This window comes from Sorangium sp. So ce406, from assembly GCF_051474675.1.
Classification (GTDB): Bacteria; Myxococcota_A; Polyangia; order Polyangiales; family Polyangiaceae; genus Sorangium; species Sorangium cellulosum_G.
This window is the reverse complement of the sequence record NZ_CP150340.1, coordinates 2043228-2062364: the sequence shown is the minus strand read 5'-3', so window position 1 is coordinate 2062364 and position 19137 is coordinate 2043228. Positions and strand designations below refer to the sequence as shown.

The following is a 19137-nucleotide window of genomic DNA, read 5'->3' as shown; positions in this document are numbered from 1 at the left end:
GGGCGTGGGCCTCGTGCTACCCATCTCCGCTCGTGATCGCGGCACGACGGAACGTCGAAGCCGAGGACCACCGAGGATCCTGCCACCATGTCGCTCGATAGAGCCATCGGCATCATGTGCCCCGACATCTGGGGTACGTATTTCTGCGAGCTGCTCGGCGGTATCCAGTCGGCCGCCGCGCGCTCCGGATACCGGGTGATCGCCATCAAGTCGTCCCCGCGGTACGTCCACGAGCTGAAGCTCGCGCGAGACCAGATCGACGGGTGGATCGCGCTGATCGATCCCACGGATATCGAGCGCTTCCTCGACGACGGCCGGCCGGTCGTGACCCTCAGCACCTGCGCCAGGGACGCGCGCTGCCCCCACGTCTTGCCCGACAACCACGGCGGCGCCCTGGCGGCCGTCCGTCACCTGATCGCGCACGGTCACCGGCGGATCCTCTTCGCGGGCAACATGGCCCATGACGACATCCGGCAGCGCTTCCAGGCCTACCGGGACGCGCTGGACGAGGGCGGGATTCCGTTCGACCCCGCCCTCGTCATCGAGCTCCCGAGCAACGAGCGGGCGAGCGGGCGGCTCGCCGTACAGCGCGTCTTCGAGGCGGGACTGTCCTGCACCGCGCTGTTCATGGCCACCGACCAGGGGGCGCTCGGCGCCCTCGACGCCCTCGCCGAGGCAGGCGTCCGCGTCCCCGAGGACATGGCCCTCGTCGGCTTCGACGACATCGAGGCGGCCAGGTACGCCTCCCCGCCGCTCACCACCGTCCGCCAGCAGTTCGACTGGCTCGGCAGCACCGCCGCCCAGCTCCTCATCGATCTGCTCGCCGGCCGGGATGTCCCGAGCGCGGGGCACATCGGGCCGACGACCCTTGTCGTGCGCCGCTCCTGCGGCTGCTCGCCCGCGCTGGCGCAGGGCGAGCCGGCGCCGCCCGGGGGCGCCGCCGGCGAGGCCGACGCGCTGGCCCGGGATCTGGTCGCCCTCGCGAGCTTCTCGACGACGCTCGACCGGAGCGCGGCGCCGCCCTCCGACGCCGATGCCTGGCCCGGGGTGGCGGAGGTGGTCCTCGGGCTCCAGGCCGCCGTCCAGGGCCGGCCCGGCCCCGCCGCGGCGGCGCTGGAGCGAGCGTGGCGAGAGGCCGTGGAGCAGATGCCCGACATCGACCTGCTCCTCGCGATGGTCGATCGGCTGGAGCGAGCAGGCCGGGCGATGCTCGACGGCGCGGGCGACGCCGCCGCCGCGGAGCGCGTCGCGGCGTACGTCCGGGAGGCCCGGCGCGCCATGATGCGGAGCCGGGTGGCGGTCGAGACGGCGCGCGCCGACTACCTGAACGGCCTGCTCGACATCAACCTCGTCATCCGGGAGACGCTGCTGGAGCACGCGGGCGGCGGCGGGAGCAAGCTGAGCTGGCTCTCCGCGGTGCAGATGAGCTGGGGGTGCCTCGCCGTGTGGGAGGCGCCGGCGGACGCCGGCCCCGTGCTGCGGATCGTCGAGAGCTCCTGCCCCGGCGACGAGGCCGCCTCGCCGGCGCCGGGCACGCGCGTCGCAGCAGCGGAGTTCCCGCGCGGCGACTGGCTGCCTGCCGCGGTCCAGTACGACGGCGACCATGTGATCCGGCTCATCCCGCTCCGCAGCGAGGACGAGGATCGCGGCGTCATGGCGGTCTGCGCGCCGGTGAGCAGCCCGCTCGGGCTCGATCACCGCGACATGGCCGTGTGGGTGGCGATGCTCACCGCGGCGTTCGAGCGCGCGTCGCTCATCGAGTCGCTCGTCGAGCAGGAGCGGCAGACGCGCGCCGCCTACGAGCGCGAGCACGCCCTGGCCGACGCCGTGCGCCGGCTCGGGTGCCCGGTCATCCCCCTCGACGGCGGGGTGCTGCTCGTGCCGCTCGTCGGCGCCATCGATCTCGGGCGCGCGCGCCAGGTGCTCGAGGTGGTGCTCACGGAGATCAGCCGCCAGGAAGCCGACGTCCTGCTGATGGATATCACCGGCGTGCCCTTCGCCGACCTGCAGGTCGCCGAGTCGCTGATGAAGACGGCCCGCGCCGCCGTCCTGCTCGGCGCCGAGGTCATCGTGGTGGGCATGCGGCCGCAGGTCGCGCAGGGCTTCACGCAGCTCGGCGTCGACCTCGAGGGCATGACCCTCCACTCGACGCTCGGCAGGGCGCTCTCGGCGCTGCGCCAGCGCCGGGCGCTCGCTACCGAGGCACCTCGGTCGGAGCGCACGTCGACACGCCCGCGCCGATGATCCGGGGCGGCAGGTCGTCCCTCACGAGGACGGGCGGGGCGCCGGAGCTCGGGCTCCACCGGTGGACGCTCGACCTGCCCGAGCCGACCGCGTCAGGGCTGGAGAGGAAGAGCCAGAAGTCGCCTCCCCAGGTCGCGAACGCCCAGCTCGCGCCCTCCTGGATGGCCAGGCCGGGCAGCGGCGTTTGCGAGCGCGTGGCGCCGGTCGCTTTCGTGTATTCGCTGAGGAACGCCGTCTCCCCCGGCGCTCCCCTCTCGAACCCGAAGAGCCGGCCATCCCCCGTGCCGGTCAGGTCCGCGTCGCCGCCCGCCCCGCCGCCGACGAGGGTGACCGTGTGGCGCTGCGTGTCGAAGACGCCGAGCGTCCGGACAGCCCCCTCCTCGGTTTTCCCGTTGAGCCACGCCTCGCGCACATAGAGCGTCTCCCGGCCAGGGACGCCGTCGGACGCGAACGCCATGCCGAAAGCGCGGAACAGGTCCACGGGCTCTTTCCTGAAGGACGTCTGTTCGCAGCGGCCTGTCGCGATGTCGAGGCGCACGACGTACCCGTTGACGTCCAGGATCCAGGCGAAGCCGCTCTGATCGACCGCCATCGAGAGGGGCCACACGTTCGAGGCCAACGTGCCGTCCTCGTGGGTGACGGGGCAGTCGAGCTCGCCGATGGGCCGGAGCTCGCTCGAGGCCGGGTGGAACGAGAAGAGCTCGGCGTCCCCCGTGACCACGTAGATGTGATGCGCCGTCAGTTCGGAGCACGGACCGGGCCCGCTGCTGACCGGCGGTGGGATCCACACGCCCTTGCCGAGGCCGCCCCCTGCGCCATCCCGGCCGCCCGGCTCGCCCACGTCCCCCTCGAACACGTCGCCCGGCTCGCCCGCGTCCCACGCCGGCGTGCCGCCCGCGCCGCCGCTCCCGCCCTCCCCCGCGCTCGCGCCCGAGACGGGACCGAGCGTCGTGCCGCGCGCGCACGCCGCGAGCGATAGAGAGAGCACACCTGCGGAGGCGACGGCGCGGAGAGCTCGCAACATATCCACCCTTCGGAGGAGGTCCCGATGCTGCGAGTACGTGGCGCCCGGGCGGGGGCGCCATTTGAAATTCGACGTCCGGTCGCGCGCGGCGCCGCTACTCCTCGGTCCCCGGCCCCGCCGCGGCGGCCCCGCGGGCGCGGCCGCGCGGCGCGCCCTCGCGCGGCGCGCGGCGCGCGGCGCGCGGCCTGTCGACGCCGACCCGCCGCACGAACGCAAGGAACTGCCCGAGCGTGGGCGAGGCGTCGTCGGCGCGCCAGGCGATGAGGAGGTCGGTCGACGGCGCGCCCACGATCGGCCGCAGCGCGAGCCCGGAGCGCCGGATGTTCTTGATGGATTCCGGCAGGATGGAAACGCCGAAGCCCGCCGCCACCAGGCTCAGGATGTCGAGGTGCAGCGCCTCCTGCACGATGCGCGGCGAGAAGCCCGCCTCGCGGCAGAGCCCCATCACGAGGTCGAAGAAGGCCGACCCGCGCTGGCGCGGGAACACGACGAACGGCTCGCGCGACAGGAGCTCGAGCGGGATGCGCTTGCGCCCGGCGAGCGGGTGATCGGCCGGCAGGGCGACGACGAGCGGCTCGCGCCGCACGCGCTCGGCGGTGAGCCGGGCGTCGTCGAGCGGCGCCCTCACGAAGCCGACGTCGATGCGCCCGTCCTTGAGCGCCTCGATCTGCTCCTGCGGGGGCATCTCGCGCAGCGCGAGCTCCACCGACGGGAACTCCGTGCGAAAGGCGCGGACCAGCTCGGTGATGCCGCTGTAGGCGAGCGACGACAGGTACCCGACCACGAGCCGCCCTGTCTCGCCGACGCTCGCGCGCCGGGCCTCGTGCACCGCGAGCTCGAGCGCGTCGAAGACCCGCCGCACGTGGGCGAGGAAGACGGCGCCCGCCGGCGTCAGCTCGACGCGCCGCCGCGAGCGGTCGAAGAGCGAGAACCCGAGCTCGGACTCGAGATCCTGGATCTGCCGGCTCAGCGGGGGCTGCGCGATGCCCAGCCGCCGCGCCGCGCGGCCGAAATGCCGCTCCTCGGCGACGGCCGTGAAGTACCGGAGGTGGCGCAGATCCATACCTTGAAGGTATCGTGTGATACGAAATAATAGATTGGACGAACGTCTCGGGCACCCTAAAAGCGGAGCCTGCTCCGGGCGTCCCCCCCGGCCGGGGCGCTCCGGAGGGGGACGGGAAGTCGCCCATGTGGCTCGTCCGAATCGCGCTTCAACGCACGTACACGTTCATCGTGATGTCGATGCTGATCGTCATCCTGGGCGTGTTCACGATCACCCGGATGCCGACGGACATCTTCCCCGACATCGACATCCCGGTCCTGTCCGTCATCTTCAACTACGGCGGCCTCCCTCCCGAGGAGATGGAGAAGCGCATCGTCAATAACTACGAGCGCTTCCTCACGACCACCGTCAACGACATCGACCACATCGAGAGCCAGTCGCTCACGGGCATCTCGATCATCAAGATCTTCCTCCAGCCCGGCGCCAGCATCGAGGCCGCCACCGCGCAGGTCACGGCGGTCTCGCAGTCGGCGATCCGCATGATGCCGCCCGGCATCAGCCCGCCGCTCATCATTCGCTACAGCGCCTCCAACGTGCCCATCCTGCAGGCCGCGCTCGAGAGCGAGTCGCTGAGCGAGCAGCAGCTCTTCGATTACGCGGTCAACTTCATCCGCGCGGACATCGCCACGATCCGCGGCACGCAGATCCCGTACCCGTACGGCGGCAAGCAGCGCCAGATCATGGTCGACATCGACCCGCAGCGCCTCTTCGCCTGGGGGCTGTCGCCGCGCGACGTGAACGCCGCCCTCGGGATGCAGAACGTCATCCTGCCCTCCGGGACGGCGAAGATGGGGGAGAACGAGTACCCCGTCATCATGAACAGCAGCCCCGAGGCGTTCGAGGAGCTCGGCAAGCTGCCGCTCAGGACCGTCAACGGGACGACCGTGTACCTCCGCGACGTCGCGAGCGTCCGCGACGGGAGCTCGCCGCAGACGAACATGGTGCACGTGGAGGGCAAGCGCAGCGTGCTCCTCAGCGTGCTCAAGAACGGGAACGCGAGCACGCTCGACATCACCTCGCGCATCCACGCGACGCTGCCGGCCACGCTGGAGAAGCTCCCGAAGGAGCTCAAGGTCTCGCTGCTCTTCGACCAGTCGATCTTCGTGCGCGCGGCGGTCGACGGCGTCGTGCACGAGGCGCTCATCGCCGCGGGGCTCACCGCGCTGATGATCCTGCTGTTCCTCGGGAGCTGGCGCAGCACGCTCATCGTCGTCATCAGCATCCCGCTCTCGATCCTCGTCTCGATCATCGCCCTGAACGCGCTCGGCTACACGCTCAACGTGATGACGCTCGGCGGGATGGCGCTCGCGGTCGGCATCCTCGTCGACGACGCCACGGTGGCGATCGAGAACATCCACCGCAACCTCGGGCAGCGGAAGCCGTTCATCCGCGCCATCATCGACGGGGCGCAGGAGATCGCCGTCCCGGCGCTCGTCGCCACGCTCTGCATCTGCATCGTGTTCGTGCCGGTGGCGTTCATCACCGGCGCCGCGAGGTCGCTCTTCGTGCCGATGGCCCTCGCGGTCGTCTTCGCCATGCTGATGTCGTACTTCCTGTCGCGGACGCTCGTCCCGACCCTCGTGCGCCTGCTGCTCGAGCGCGAGGCGGCGGAGCACGCGCAGGGCCACGGCCATGGAGGCCCGAAGAGCCTGTTCGGGCGCGTCTTCGCCGCCTTCAACCGCGCCTTCGACCGCCTGCGGGCGGCCTACGGCGGGTGGCTCGCGTGGGCGCTCGCGCACCGCGCCGGGTTCGTCGGCGTGTTCCTCGCGTTCGTCGCCGCCTCGGTCGCGCTCGTCCCGCTGCTCGGCCGCGACTTCTTCCCGAGCGTCGACGCGGGGCTCATCAAGCTCCACGTGCGCGGCGCGCCGGGCACCCGCCTCGAGGAGAGCGAGCGGCACTTCGCCCGGATCGAGCAGACCATCCGGGAGGTGATCCCGCCGGGCGAGATCCGCACGATGCTCGACACCATCGGGATCCCGGCGAGCGGCATCAACCTGTCGCTGAGCGAGGGCGCGCAGATCTCGTCGGCCGACGGGCAGATCTTCATCGCGCTCGAGGAGCACCACCGGCCGACGGCCGACTACGTCCGGCAGCTCCGCGCGAAGCTCAACGCGACGTACCCCGACACGACGTTCTTCTTCCTCGCCCCCGACATCTCGACGCAGGTGCTGAACTTCGGCCTCGCCGCGCCGATCAACGTCCAGGTCGTGGGCCCGATCGGCAAGGAGGACGACACCCTCGCCGTGGCGCAGCGGATCGCCGATCGCATGGAGAAGATCCCGGGCGCGGTCGACGTCCACCTCGCGCAGGTGCCGGCGAGGCCGCAGCTCCGGATCAACGTCGACCGCACCATGGCCGACCAGATGGGGCTCACCCAGCGCGACGTGGCGAGCGACGTCCTCGTCTCGCTCTCGTCGAGCGGGCAGACGTCGCCGACCTACTGGCTCGACAAGCGCGGCGTGCAGTACCTCGTCGCCGTGCAGACCCCCCAGCACGCGATCGGGTCGATCGACGACCTGAACGCCACGCCGCTCTCGACCGGCGACGGCCGCCCCCAGCTCCTGTCCAACGTCGCCTCGCTGTCGCGCAGCACCGGCCCGGCCAACATCACCCACTACAACGTCGCGCGGACCTTCGACGTCCAGGCGAACGTCGACGGCACCGACCTCGGATCGGTCGCGGACGCCGTCGCGCGCGTCGTCGACGAGCTCCGGCCCGATCTGCCGCGCGGGACGAAGGTGACCATCAAGGGGCAGGCGGAGAGCATGGAGTCCTCGTTCCGGGGGCTCGGCTACGGGCTGCTCTTCGCGGTCGTGCTCGTCTACCTGCTGATGGTCGTGAACTTCCAGTCGTGGCTCGACCCGCTGATCATCCTGATGGCGCTCCCGGGCGCGATCGCGGGCATCGCGTGGATGCTCTTCCTCACGCACACAACGCTGAGCGTGCCCGCGCTCATGGGCTCGATCATGTGCGTCGGCGTCGCGACCGCGAACAGCATCCTGGTCGTGACGTTCGCGAACGACCAGCGCAAGCTCGGCCGCGACGCGGGCGCCGCTGCGCTCGCCGCGGGCATGACGCGCCTCCGGCCGGTGCTCATGACCGCGCTCGCGATGATCTTCGGCATGCTGCCCATGTCGATCGGCCTGGGCGAGGGCGGCGAGCAGAACGCCCCGCTGGGCCGCGCGGTCGTCGGCGGGTTGATCATTGCAACGAGCAGCACGCTCTTCTTCGTGCCCGTGATGTACAGCATCCTCCGGAACAAGGCGCCGGCCAGAGACCCGCTCGCAGAGGACCTATGAGCCCCCCCGATCCCCCTGCCCCCGCTCCGCCCCCGGGCCCTCCGGCCGACGACCTCGGGTTCCAGCTCCCCCCGCCCGCCGTGATGACGCGGACGCGCGGCGTCGCCCTCGGCGTGGGCGTGCTCGTCGTGCTCGGCGCGGCGTTCGCCTCGTCCTACCTGCCCCGCCGGAGCGCCCGCGCCGCGCTCGAGGAGGGCGTGCGCGCCGGCGAGGGCGCCGCCCCGCGCGTGGCGGTGATCGCGGCGCAGCCGGTGTCGAGCGACCGGGCGCTCGTCCTTCCGGGCAGCGTCCAGCCGCTCGAGGAGACGGTCGTCTACCCGCGCGTGAGCGGCTACGTGCGCAAGTGGCTCGTCGACATCGGCGACAGGGTCGAGGAGGGGCAGGTCCTCGCCGAGATCGACACGCCCGAGCTCGATCAGGAGCTCGCGCAGGCGCGCGCGCAGCTCGTGCAGGCGAACGCGGGCCTCGTGCAGGCGAAGGCGAACCGCGACCTGTCGATGTCGAGCGTGAAGCGCTACGAGCAGCTCGTGCCCGCGGGCGTGGCGCCGCAGGAGGAGCTCGAGCAGCGGCAGGGGCAGGCGCACGTCGCCGAGGCGAGCGTCACCGTGGCGCAGGCGGCGATCGCCGCGCAGCAGGCGAGCATCCAGCGCCTCCTCGACCTGAAGAAGTTCGCGAAGGTCGCCGCGCCGTTCGCCGGGACGGTCACCTCGCGCACGGTCGATCGCGGCGCGCTGGTCACGGCGGGCAACGCGACGCCGCTCTTCAAGATCTCGGCGACCGACCCGGTGCGCGTCTTCGTCGGCGTCCCGCAGGACGTCGCGCCCAGCGTGCGCGTCGACGCGCCCGCGAAGGTCACGGTGCGCGAGTTCGCGGGGCACCCGTTCCAGGGCACGGTCGCGCGGACGGCCGGCGCGCTCGACGCGGCGACCCGGACGATGAACACCGAGGTGCGGGTGCCGAACCCCGACGGCAAGCTCCTCGCGGGCATGTACGCGGAGGTCTCGCTGACGCTCCCGACGCCGCGCCGCGCGCTCGAGATCCCGGCGACGTCGCTCTACAACGACGCGAAGGGGCTCCGCGTGGCCGTCGTCGACCCCGGGGACAAGATCCGCTTCGTGCCCATCGCGATCGAGCGCGACACCGGCGCGACGCTCCATATCGCGACAGGGCTCGACGGGAGCGAGCGCATCGTGAAGCTCGCGAGCGCCGAGCTCGCCGACGGGATGGCCGTCGAGGTCATTCCGTGATCGCCCGCCGCCGCCCGGCGCGCGGGCGGCGTGGCAAGGGCAGAAGTCCTGCCAGGGATCTGCCTCGCGAGAGGCGAGATTCAACGCAAAGGCGCAAAGGCGCAAAGGCGCAAAAGCGCAAAGACGCAAAAGTGCATGAAATGATTGATTTTTTTGCGCCTTGGCGCTTTTGCGCCTTTGCGTTGAATTCTCTCCTCATCCCTGGCGGGCGGAACTAGTCGGCGAAGTACGCCGGAATGTCGATGAACTCCTGGGTGAACAGCGCCCTGAAGAACTCGATGTCGGTGCCGGGCTCCAGCTCGAGATACCGGGTGTACTCCAGCACGGTCTTGTTGCCGCAGGCCCGGGTCAGGTCCCCGAACGCGTAATACTCCTGCATGCCGAGCACAGGCTCCACGAGGCGCACGAGGATCTGCTTCTCCGTCTCGGAGCGATAGATGATCTCCTCGACGAGCGTGTCGGCGCCCGCGCTGAACTGGAAGCGCGACGGGATCGTCTCCGGGCCTCCGCCGTCCAGCCACATGAACGTCGGCGCGAGGTCGGGGAGGACGGCATCGACGAACCGCTCGATGTCGCGGAGCACCGGCCAGACCTCGCCGATCGGAGCGTCGATCAGCACCCGCTGGTAGCTCAGGACCTGGTTTTCTCCGATGGGCGTGAACACGAACACGCTCTCTGTGTCTTCGTGGCAGGCGACCTTGCGCGCCGCGTTGTCGCCCGCGCCCGGCGCGCGGTCGTTTGCGGCCGCGTTGCCTGTCCAGAGCAGCGCGGCCATGCAGATCGCGAGGACGGTCGAAAGGCACGTGGTGGCTCTCATTTCAAGCTCCTCTCGGTAACCTGGGGAGATGGCGGTTCGTTCGTCGGCGCGGCGCCCGAGGCGTCACGCGCGCGATCCAGTCCGCGAGGGATCTCGCGCTCGCGAACGTCCTGGACGCTCGCCGGCCAACCGGAGCAGCCTAGCAAGCTCAGCACTACGCCGTCGAGCGGAAAACCGACAGCGCCTTGCCCCGCGCATCGCACGGCGGGCTCTGCAGCGCACGGCGCACGCTGCGCCGATGGCGCCAATTTACACCAGGCGAGCGCTCGCCTACGATCCCCTCACAGCAGCGCCACCGCTGGCGTGACAGGCACCCACGTTTTCACGGCGAGCGAGGGAGCACCGGCGCCTCACAGCATCAGAGCTCGCGTCAGCGCCATGGGTGAATGCATGATCGAAGAGACAGCTCCTGCAGGTGCCTCCACGCCCGAGAGCGCGGAGCAGCGGATAGAAGCGCTGGAGAAGGCGCTCGCGAAGGCGCAGGCCGAGCTGGCGGACATGAGGTCGACCTACCAGAGCCTCCACGACATGCTCATGCATGCACGCACACCCATCTGCATGTGGCGGGGCGACGACTTCGTGTTCACCCTCGTGAACGAGAACTACTGCGCTTTCTTCCCGGGGCGTCAGCTCCTGGGCAAGCCGCTCGGCGAGGCGCTCCCCGAGGCGGTGGAGCAAGGGTTCCTCGGTCTGCTCGGCGAGGTCTACCGCACCGGCAAGCCGTTCATCGGCAACGAGCTGCCCGTGAAGGTGCTCAACGCCGAGAAAGGCGGCGAGGAGCAGCGCTGGTTCAACGCCGTGTACGCGCCCGTCCGCGATGGGACGGGGGCCATCATCGGCGTGTGCCACTATGGCGTCGACATCACCGAGCAGGTGCAGGCGCGGCAGGCGGCGGAGGCGAAGGCCGACGAGCTGCGGCAGAGCGCCGAGCTGATCGCGGCGCAGCAGGAGACGATCCGCGCCCTGGGCACGCCCCTCCTGCCGCTGGCGAACGACGTGCTCGCGATGCCGCTGATCGGGCCGATCGACAGCCGGCGCTCCGAGCAGATCCTGGAGGGGCTGCTCCAGGGGGTCGCGAAGGTGGGCGCCTCGATGGTGATCCTCGACGTCACCGGCGTGGAGACGATCGACACGCAGGCCGCGAACGCGCTGGCGCGGGCCGCGCAGGCGCTGCGGCTCCTCGGGGCCCGCGTGCTGGTCACCGGCATCCAGCCGCCGATGGCGCAGGTCCTGGTGGAGCTCGGCGTGGATCTGGGCGGCATCGCCACCTACAGCACCTTGCAATCGGGCATCTCGGCCGCCATGAGCGGCAGAAGGCTGCCTGGAAGTCCGCGGGGCGGCGCGGGCGCGCGGTGAGCCGGCGCGGCGCTCACCTCGAAAGTTCATCGTCCGGAGCGCTCCGCGAAACATGGCCCTTCGTACCGTGGCGCCATGACGCGCATGGAGCTGGTCGAGCAGATCGTCGCGGCGAAGCTGGAACGGAAGCTGACGTGGAGGCAGATCGCCGAGGCGGTGGGGCGCAGCGAGGTGTGGACCACCTCGGCGCTCCTCGGGCAACAGAGCATGAGCGCCGACGAAGCGGCCTCGGCCGGCAAGCTGCTCGGCCTCTCCGCGGAGGCGGTGCTCCTGCTTCAGGTGCCGCCGTCCAAGGGGTCACTCGGCCCGGCGCTCTCCACGGACCCGCTCATCTACCGCTTTCACGAGATCGTGCAGGTGTACGGCACGACGCTGAAGGAGCTGATCCACGAGAAGATGGGCGATGGCATCATGAGCGCGATCGACTTCGAGATGAGCATCGACAAGATGCCTGATCCGAAGGGCGATCGCGTGAGGGTCGTGATGCACGGCAAGTTCCTGCCCTACCGCAAATGGTAGCGGCCGACGCGCGCGGACCGGGACGCGCCGTCACTGGACCGGCGTCGCCGCGAACGGGTTGAGCTGGTTGGTGTACAGGTCCTCCGGCTTGATCTGGCCCTCCTTGATCTCGCCGTCCTTCACCAGCCAGTCGATCCAGATCTGGTATTCCTTCGCCGACAGGAGCCCCCCTTTGCCGGCGACGCCCATGCTGGTCCAGTACTTCACCACCGACGCGTCCTCGTTGCGCTGCCGACGCTCGATGATGCTCCGCAGGCGGTCGACCGCCTCGTCGCGCGGGGCGGCGCGCGCCCACTCGATCGCGCGCGCCGCGGCCTCCACGAGCTTGCGGGCGCTGTTCGGGTTCTCCCTCAAGAAGCGCGTCGTCAGCACGTAGCTGCCGGCGGTGAACTCGCCGAACAGCTCGAAGTCCGAGAACAGCGCCCGGATGCCGCCGCGCTCGAGCGCCTTGTCGCGCAGGACGTCGCCGAGGACCGCGACGTCGACCTGCTTCTGCCGGAGCGCCTGCTCCGCGCTCACGGGCGGCAGCACCACCAGCGTGACCTGCGCGATCTCGGCGCTCGTCAGCCCCTGGCGCGACAGGTACTCCTTCAGCATGAGCTCGTGGTGCGCGCCGAGCGTGTTCATGGCGACCTTCTTGCCGAGCAGGTCCCGCGCGGTCTTGATCGGGCTGTCCTCGGTCACGTAGAAGCCGCTCCACCGCTTCGCGTCGACCCCGTAGCTGCCCACCACCGCCCGGAGCGGCGCCCCGGCGGCGATCAGCTTGATCACCGCGCCGTTGAACGCGTGCCCGACGTCGGTGTCGCCGGTGACCACCGTCTGGATGTCCTGCGGCCCGCTGATCGTGTTGCCCACGTAATTCAGCGTGATCGGGGCGAGGTAGCCCAGATCCTCCGCCAGCTCGAGCACCGAGACCGTGCCGGCGAACCCCTGATGCCGCAGCTCCAGCACCTCGTAGCCGCCCGCGGCCCCCTCGCCGTTGCCCGGGCCGCCGCCCGGCTCGGCCTTCGAGCAGGCCGCGAGCGAGAGCGCCGCGCAGAGCGCCGCCACGATCGAGCGGCGGGCGACGGTGAATCGAGATGTCGTGTGGGGATCGCGCATGGCTCGTACCTCTGCTCCTCGCGTCTTCTGCTGGGTCGCTATTCGGCGGCCGCGGGCTCGGTCGATGTCGAGGGCACCGCCACCGCGCCCGACGTCCTCCGCGCCATGGCGAGGAGGGCGCCGAAGAGCACGGACAGGAGAAGGAACATGGCCTGGAGCCCCAGGGTCCGGCCCACGAGGCCGCCGACGGTGCTGCCGAACAGCCCTCCTGACGGCCCCACCAGCGCGTGCAGGCCGGCCACCTTCCCCCGCCCCACCCGCGCGCCGATCCGGGCGATGCGGGTGAGGTTCGCGATCTGCAAGAGGCCGAGGCCGAGCCCGAGGATCAGGCCGCCGGCGCGGAGCGGGGCGAGATCGCGCGACAGGCCGAGCAAGAGGAGCGCGCTCGGGACGAGGACGAGGCTCGCGAGATAGACGCGCTCGTGCCCGACCCGGCCGACGAGGCCGCCCAGCGAGAACAGCGCGAAGATATAGGTCACGCCCTGCCACGCGAGCAGCCCGGAGGCGTCGGCCGCCGTCAGATGAGCGACGGTGACGCCGATGGGGATGATGAAGAACATGAAGAACGAGTTGACCGACTGGGCCGCAAACTCGATCAGGCACACGCCGCGGAGCTCCATGTCCCGCGCGAGCAGGGCGAGATCGGACCGGACGCCGGAGAGGCGGAGCGCGCGCCCGGGCGCGGACCGCGCCGCGTACCGGCCGAAGACGAGCGGCGACATCAGCACGGTGACCAGGAACGAGAGCCCGATGAGCTGGTAGGTGCCCGCGAAGCCCATCGCCCTGGTGAGCCCGGCCGCGAGCATGGGGCCGAGGAGGAACATGCCGATCATGTGGGTCGCGCGGTACCAGCCGGCCTTGCCCTCGCCCACCGTCTCGAGCTGCTGCATGAACACGGTGCTCAGCGACACGAAGCGCATCGGCATGAAGAAGCTGATCGCCGTCGTGAAGATCAGCAGGAACACCGGCGAAGGGACCGCCGGCAAGGCGATGTAGAGCGCCCCGGCCACGAGGCTCCCCAGCACGAACAGCCGCGAGGGCCCGAAGTGATCGACGAGGAGCCCGATGGGGATGCTCATGAGCAGCACCCCGATGCTCTGCGATCCGGCGATCAGCCCGAGGAGCGCCTCGTTCGCCCCGAGTTCCATCGCGTACAGCGTCGTGGTCACCTTGGCCACGCCGACGCTGATGCCCATGACCGAGGAGAGCGCCGCGAACACCAGAAGAAAGCGGTTCTTGTCGATGAAGGAGCGCAGTTGGACCTCGGGAGCCGGCTCGGATCGGGCCTGTCGCGCCGGCGCCTCGCGCGCGGGCCGCAGCGCTCCCCGCGCAGCAACACCCATGCCGCGTCGTCCTTCGCGCGAGGGCGGCGCCTCCGGGGGCACGCTGCTGCCCTGGCAACAGCCGGTGATGATCGGCTGCTCCGGCACGAGCAGGCCCCCACCGCTGCGCCGCGCCGGCTCCACCGCGCAGCGCGGGCGTCGCGCGCGGAAGCGGCCCTCCCGGCGCGCCAAGCCGGTACGCTCACGCAAGAAATTTGCATACCGCATCGCGCCCGGTCGAGACTGCCGCGCGCGGCGGTGTCCATGGCGTGAGCCCCGGGGCCACTGGCCGCTTCGCAACGTGGCATGGCGGCGCGAGCAGCACGCTTTGCACGGGGGTTGTCCTCGCTTTGTTGTTGCTCCCGTCGTTTCCAGGGTGGTACTGGTCCACGGCATGAAATTCCCCGCGATTCATGTGTTGATTGCATCATTCGCGCTCTCTGCGACCGCCGGGTGTGGCTTGAAGCCGTACGGCGACGTGCGCGTCGTGAGGAGGACCAAGGTCGGCGGTGAGCTCGCGATCCTCGGTGACCGCGAGGTGGCCATGCAGAAGGCCAACACCACGATGGCCACGACCTGCGGCGGCCCCGAGAGCTTCGAGATCGTCGAAGAGGGCGAGACCGTGGTGGGCGAGGAGTCCACGTCGGAGTCCAGCGAGCAGCGCGAGAAGGACTTCTTCGGCCCGAAGCGGCGGAAGCAGGAGAGCACCAGCACGACGCAGAAGACCGAGTGGCGCGTGAAGTACGAGTGCAAGAAGGACGAGCCGGCCGCCGAGAAGGCGCCCGCGGACGAGGCCGCGCCTGCGGACGACGGGTCGGGCGCCGTCGAGGGCAAGACCGAGGGGCGCCGCGTTCACGAGGTCATCATCCGCTTCTGACGCGGGTCTCCGCGCGGCGCGCCTTCCAGGACACGAGCGCCAGCGCAGCGCTTCATGACGTCGTGAAGGGCCGAGAAGGCCGGCCCTGAAGACGTAGTCCAGATCACAAACACTCCGGAGCGCTGGCGGCTTGAAATCGCTTTCCTGAAGCCGCTCGCGGTAAGATCCGGAACAGCATGGACGTTAGCCAGTTCATCGAGCGCGCGGCGGCCGCGCCGTCGTTGCTTCTCGCGACCGACTTCGACGGGACGATCGCCGAGATCGCCGCGGTCTCGGGCGAGGCGGCCGCGGCGCCTGTCGCGCTCCAGGCGCTCCAGGCGCTCTCGCGCGCGCCGGGGACGGCCGTGGCGATCGTCACGGGCAGGACGATCCACGACGTGACGGCGCGCACGGCGGCCCTCGATGCGGTCTGGCTCGTGGGCGAGCACGGGGCCGAGATCGCGGCGCCGGGCGGGGCGCTGGTGTACGAGGCGGAGGCGCCGGTCGAGCTGCTCGACGCGCTGGAGCGCGACGCGGACGAGATCGCGCGGCGGGTGCCGGCGTTCTGGGTCCAGCGCAAGCGCTGCTCGATCGCGCTGCACTGGCGGCTCGTCGCGGCCGAGGACCGGCCGGCGGCGTTCGCCGCGCTCGAGGTGTGGGCGGGCGCGGCGCGGCGGCGGGGGCTCGAGGTCATGGACGGGCGCAGCATCCACGAGGCGCGGGACGCCGCGCACGACAAGGGCGGCGCCCTCGCGTTCCTGCTGGCGCGGCTGCCGCCGGGGACGCTGGTGGTCTACGCGGGCGACGACACCACGGACGAGCCGGCAATCGCTTATGCCCGGGCGAAGGGGGGCGTGGGCGTGTACATCGCATCGTCGGAGCGGCCGGTGCCGCGGGTCCAGCCCGATCTGACGCTCGATGAGCCCGAGGCGTGGAGTGCGCTGCTCCGGGAGCTCGCGGCGCGGCGCGGCGGGCTCGTCGGCGCGGCAGCGCTGCGCTCGGCGTGAGCGGGCGCTGAGCGGGCTCGCCAGCGAGCGCGCTCTGCCGGCGCGCCCGTGACGCGCGGTGGCGAAGGGCGCGGAGGGATGGTGTACGCTGACGCGCATGCCCATCACGCGACTCACGAAGCCCGATTCGAAGTTTCGCCTGGACGATGTCTCGACCGACCCGCCCCGCGACGCGAGCAAGCAGGAGTCGACCGAGCGGCTCCACGAGCTCGGCAAGGAGCTGCTCGAGCTGCAGGAGCTCATGTGGGGGGCGCGGACGCACAGCGTGCTCATCGTCCTCCAGGGCCGCGACGCGGCCGGCAAGGACGGCGCGATCAAGAACGTTGTCGGCGCGCTCAACCCGCGCGGCGTCTCGGTGAGCTCGTTCGGCGTGCCGACGAAGGAGGAGCGGGAGCACGACTTCCTGTGGCGGATCCACCGGCAGGCGCCGCGCGCCGGGGAGTTCTCGATCTTCAACCGCTCCCACTACGAGGACGTGCTCGTCGTGCGCGTGCACGATCTGGAGCCGAAGTCGCGCTGGGGCGAGCGCTACGACCACATCAACGATTTCGAGGAGCTCCTGGCCGAGCACGGGACCATCGTGATCAAGTTCTTCCTGCACATCAGCAAGAAGGAGCAGGAGAAGCGCCTCCTGGAGCGCGAGGAGAACCCGTCGACGGCCTGGAAGCTCAACGTGAACGACTGGAAGGAGCGGGAGCACTGGGACGAGTACACGGAGGCGTACGAGGACGTCTTCCAGCGCTGCTCCTCCAAGCACGCTCCCTGGGTCATCGTCCCGGCGGACGCCAAGTGGTACCGCAACATCGTTGTCGCGGAGACGGTGGCCGAGGCGATGCGGGAGCACCGCGACGAGTGGCTGGAGACGCTGGATCGGAGCGGGAGGGCGGGGCGCGAGGAGCTCGAGCAGTATCGGAAGTCGAAGGGAGTCCGGCAGAAGGGGTGAGCGGTCGGGGCATGGCCCCCGGGGCGCGGCGACAGGGATGGATCCGAAGACGCGGGATCAACCGTCGCTTTGCCGGCCCGCCTGCACGCCCGCCAGCGCCTCGAACCAGGCGCGCAGCGGGCGCGTGCCGCGCGCCGGAGCCACCGAGTCGGACGCCGTGACGGCCGCCACGAACTCGAGCAGATCCGACAGCCGCGGGTGGAACCCCGCGAGCAGCACGCTCGTCGCCCGGAACACCCCCGCCGGGACATGGACGATCTGCCCCTTCTTGCCCACGGCGTCGAACGCGAGCCGCATCACCTCGTCGCGGGTCATGACGTCGGGCCCGCCCACGGGCACCACGTCAGGGCCCCCGGCGAGCACCTCGGCGAGCGCCTCCGCGACGTCGACGGGGTGCACCGGGTTGGTCCTCGCCAGGCCGTCGCCGACCACCACGCCGAGGCCGGCGCGGGCCATCGTGATCATGTCGTTCAGCGCGGTGTAGATGCCGGTGGGGCGCACGAACGAGAACGCGAGGCCCGAGGCGCGAATCCGCTCCTCCATCTGGAGGTGCGCGGCGAGATAACGGGTGTGGGCGTAGCCCGGCCCCGGCTGCGCCGAGAGGTAGACAAAGCGCCTTGTCCCCGACCGCTTCGCGGCCTCGAGCAGGTGCGTGTTCGCCACCACGTCGACGTCGTGATAGCTCCTGCGCTCGCGCAGCGACATCGAGACATTCGCGCCGAGGCAGGAGACGAGGACATCGATGCCGTCGAGCGCGCCGGCGACCGCCCCCGGCGCCGCGGCGTCGGCGACGACGACCTCGGAGGCGAGGCCATAGATGCGCGCGGCGTTCCCCTCGGCGCGGGAGAGGGTGCGCACGAAGTGCCCCCGGGCGCGGAGCAGGCGCAGGAGCTCGAGGCCGACCGCGCCGGTGGCGCCGGCGAGGAGGATCCGCTGCACGGTCATCGATTCACCCGGACCATCCGCACGTGCGGTATGCCCGCCTCGTCGAAGATCGGCCCTTCCTCGATGAATCCGAGCTTGCGGTAAAACGGCGCGGCGACGACCTGGGCGTCCAGGACCAGCGCGCGCGCCCCCTGCGCGGCCCCGATGCGGATCGCCTCCTCGAGCAGGCGCCGCCCGAAGCCGGCGCCGCGGAGGTCCTTCCGGACGGCGACGCGGCCCACCTTGAGCGCGTCCCCGTACGGCACGATCCGCATCGTCGCGACGACCTCCTCGCCCTCCAGGACCACGTAGTGCTGCGCGCCCTCGTCGAGCTCGTCGACCTCGATGTCCGCGGGCACGGCCTGCTCGACGACGAAGACCTCGTGGCGCAGGCGCAGCGCGCCGGCGTACAGCGGAGAGTCGCTGCGGATCGGGAGGATCTCGGTGCTCATCTCTTCGGCTCCATTTACATCACGTACGTCCGGCGTACGTCCTACAGCCCAGAGGCGGCCCCGCGCTCGGGCCGCGGGCGCTTCGTGCGCTGTGCGCTGTCACGAACGCCGCGTCCACCGGATTCAGCAGGCCCTGGAGCCGCTCCACCACGACGAGCTAGCCTGATCCCGACATGAAGATCATGACCTTCAACATCCTCTTCGGCGGCGAGGACCGCTTCGACGCGATCCTCGCGATCGTCGCCGCCGCACGCCCGGACCTGCTCGTCCTCCAGGAGTGCGTGGGCTGGGAGGAGGACGGCGCCCGGCTCCGGGCCGTCGCGGAGGCGATCGGCGCGCCGGCGGGCGAGCGGCACGCGGTGTTCGGCCGCGCCAACCCGCGGCCGAACGGCCGGCGCAACCACGTCGTCGTCGTCAGCCGGACGCCGCTCGCGCAGGCGCGCGTGCACGCGCCCGAGACGCTCGCCCACTGCCTCGTCGAGGTCGAGCTCTCGCTCGCCGGCGAGCCGCTCGTTGTGCTCGGCACCCACCTCAACGCCGGCAGCGAGGACCGCAGGATCAGCGAGGCCCGCTGGCTGCTCTCCCTCGTGCCGCCCGCCCGGTTCGCCGCGGGCCTCTGGGCGCTCGTCGGCGACCTCAACGCGCTGTCGCGGCGCGACCCCTACCCCGCCGACCTCGACGCGCGCCTCGCGACCGCCGGCATCGAGAAATACGGCAGCCCGCCGCGATTCGACACGATGGACACCCTCGAGGCGTTCGGCTGGACCGACGCCCTGCTCCTCCGGCCGAGCTCCCCGCGCTGGGCCACCGCGCTGCGCGGGCGCGCCGGCGCGCAGGTGGAGACGCGGACCGACTACGTGCTCCTCTCACCGCGGCTGTCCGGGCGGCTCTCGATGGCCGACGTCATCGACGTGGGCGCCGCGTCCGATCACCACGCCGTCGTCGCCGATCTCGCCTGAGCCC

16 protein-coding genes are annotated in these 19137 nt (G+C 71.2%); 9 read left to right on the top strand and 7 right to left on the bottom strand.

What is annotated here, in order from left to right; genetic code table 11:
- Positions 1-87 precede the first annotated feature (87 nt).
- Positions 88-2244: a substrate-binding domain-containing protein gene (locus WME96_RS07630; RefSeq protein ID WP_437289505.1), complete on the top strand. Its 2157-nt coding sequence runs from the start codon at positions 88-90 to the stop codon at positions 2242-2244.
- On the opposite strand, the gene WME96_RS07625 is transcribed toward WME96_RS07630, so the two are convergent.
- The gene (locus WME96_RS07625) at positions 2195-3268 is read right to left on the bottom strand and encodes a hypothetical protein (protein ID WP_437289504.1); all 1074 of its coding nucleotides are present in this window, start codon (positions 3266-3268) and stop codon (positions 2195-2197) included. The genes WME96_RS07630 and WME96_RS07625 overlap by 50 nt on opposite strands.
- Before the next feature lie 94 nt (positions 3269-3362).
- On the bottom strand, positions 3363-4331 hold the full coding sequence (locus tag WME96_RS07620) for a LysR substrate-binding domain-containing protein (protein WP_437289503.1): 969 nt from the start codon (positions 4329-4331) through the stop codon (positions 3363-3365).
- 125 nt (positions 4332-4456) lie between these two features.
- Here WME96_RS07620 and WME96_RS07615 point away from each other — a divergent pair, with 125 nt between their 5' ends.
- Both WME96_RS07615 and WME96_RS07610 read left to right on the top strand, forming a co-directional pair.
- A complete protein-coding gene (locus tag WME96_RS07615; RefSeq protein ID WP_437289502.1) occupies positions 4457-7630 on the top strand; it encodes an efflux RND transporter permease subunit in 3174 nt (1057 codons plus the stop codon).
- Positions 7627-8877 carry an efflux RND transporter periplasmic adaptor subunit gene (locus tag WME96_RS07610; RefSeq protein ID WP_437289501.1) on the top strand — a complete coding sequence of 417 codons (1251 nt, stop codon included), beginning with the start codon at positions 7627-7629 and terminating at the stop codon, positions 8875-8877. The genes WME96_RS07615 and WME96_RS07610 overlap by 4 nt, the downstream gene beginning before the upstream one ends.
- Before the next feature lie 214 nt (positions 8878-9091).
- On the opposite strand, the gene WME96_RS07605 is transcribed toward WME96_RS07610, so the two are convergent.
- A complete protein-coding gene (locus WME96_RS07605) occupies positions 9092-9694 on the bottom strand; it encodes a hypothetical protein (protein WP_437289500.1) in 603 nt (200 codons plus the stop codon).
- A 390-nt stretch (positions 9695-10084) separates the two neighbouring features.
- Here WME96_RS07605 and WME96_RS07600 point away from each other — a divergent pair, with 390 nt between their 5' ends.
- Both WME96_RS07600 and cynS read left to right on the top strand, forming a co-directional pair.
- The gene (locus WME96_RS07600; protein WP_437289499.1) at positions 10085-11050 is read left to right on the top strand and encodes an STAS domain-containing protein; all 966 of its coding nucleotides are present in this window, start codon (positions 10085-10087) and stop codon (positions 11048-11050) included.
- 75 nt (positions 11051-11125) lie between these two features.
- A complete protein-coding gene (cynS, locus tag WME96_RS07595) occupies positions 11126-11569 on the top strand; it encodes a cyanase (RefSeq protein WP_061617598.1) in 444 nt (147 codons plus the stop codon).
- Positions 11570-11599: 30 nt separating this feature from the next.
- Here cynS and WME96_RS07590 read toward each other — a convergent pair whose 3' ends face one another.
- Positions 11600-12670, bottom strand: coding sequence for an ABC transporter substrate-binding protein (locus WME96_RS07590; RefSeq protein WP_437289498.1), 1071 nt, complete (start codon positions 12668-12670; stop codon positions 11600-11602).
- Between the two features lie 38 nt (positions 12671-12708).
- Positions 12709-14202: an MFS transporter gene (locus WME96_RS07585; RefSeq protein ID WP_437289497.1), complete on the bottom strand. Its 1494-nt coding sequence runs from the start codon at positions 14200-14202 to the stop codon at positions 12709-12711.
- Positions 14203-14386: 184 nt separating this feature from the next.
- Between WME96_RS07585 and WME96_RS07580 the strand changes: the two genes are divergently transcribed.
- The 3 genes from WME96_RS07580 to WME96_RS07570 all read left to right on the top strand — a co-directional run bounded on the left by WME96_RS07580 (position 14387) and on the right by WME96_RS07570 (position 16798).
- On the top strand, positions 14387-14869 hold the full coding sequence (locus tag WME96_RS07580) for a hypothetical protein (RefSeq protein ID WP_437289496.1): 483 nt from the start codon (positions 14387-14389) through the stop codon (positions 14867-14869).
- 176 nt (positions 14870-15045) lie between these two features.
- Positions 15046-15855 carry a trehalose-phosphatase gene (gene otsB, locus WME96_RS07575; RefSeq protein ID WP_437289495.1) on the top strand — a complete coding sequence of 270 codons (810 nt, stop codon included), beginning with the start codon at positions 15046-15048 and terminating at the stop codon, positions 15853-15855.
- Positions 15856-15952: 97 nt separating this feature from the next.
- Entirely contained in the window at positions 15953-16798 is an 846-nt protein-coding gene (locus WME96_RS07570; RefSeq protein ID WP_437289494.1) for a PPK2 family polyphosphate kinase, read from the top strand.
- Positions 16799-16855: 57 nt separating this feature from the next.
- On the opposite strand, the gene WME96_RS07565 is transcribed toward WME96_RS07570, so the two are convergent.
- Both WME96_RS07565 and WME96_RS07560 read right to left on the bottom strand, forming a co-directional pair.
- Positions 16856-17743, bottom strand: coding sequence for an SDR family oxidoreductase (locus WME96_RS07565; protein ID WP_437289493.1), 888 nt, complete (start codon positions 17741-17743; stop codon positions 16856-16858).
- Positions 17740-18174 (bottom strand): GNAT family N-acetyltransferase, encoded by a 435-nt coding sequence (locus WME96_RS07560; RefSeq protein WP_437289492.1) that lies wholly within the window; start codon positions 18172-18174, stop codon positions 17740-17742. The genes WME96_RS07565 and WME96_RS07560 overlap by 4 nt, the downstream gene beginning before the upstream one ends.
- Positions 18175-18347: 173 nt before the next feature.
- On the opposite strand from WME96_RS07560, the gene WME96_RS07555 reads away from it, so the two are divergent.
- Positions 18348-19133, top strand: coding sequence for an endonuclease/exonuclease/phosphatase family protein (locus WME96_RS07555; protein ID WP_437289491.1), 786 nt, complete (start codon positions 18348-18350; stop codon positions 19131-19133).
- The last annotated feature ends 4 nt before the right edge of the window (positions 19134-19137 follow it).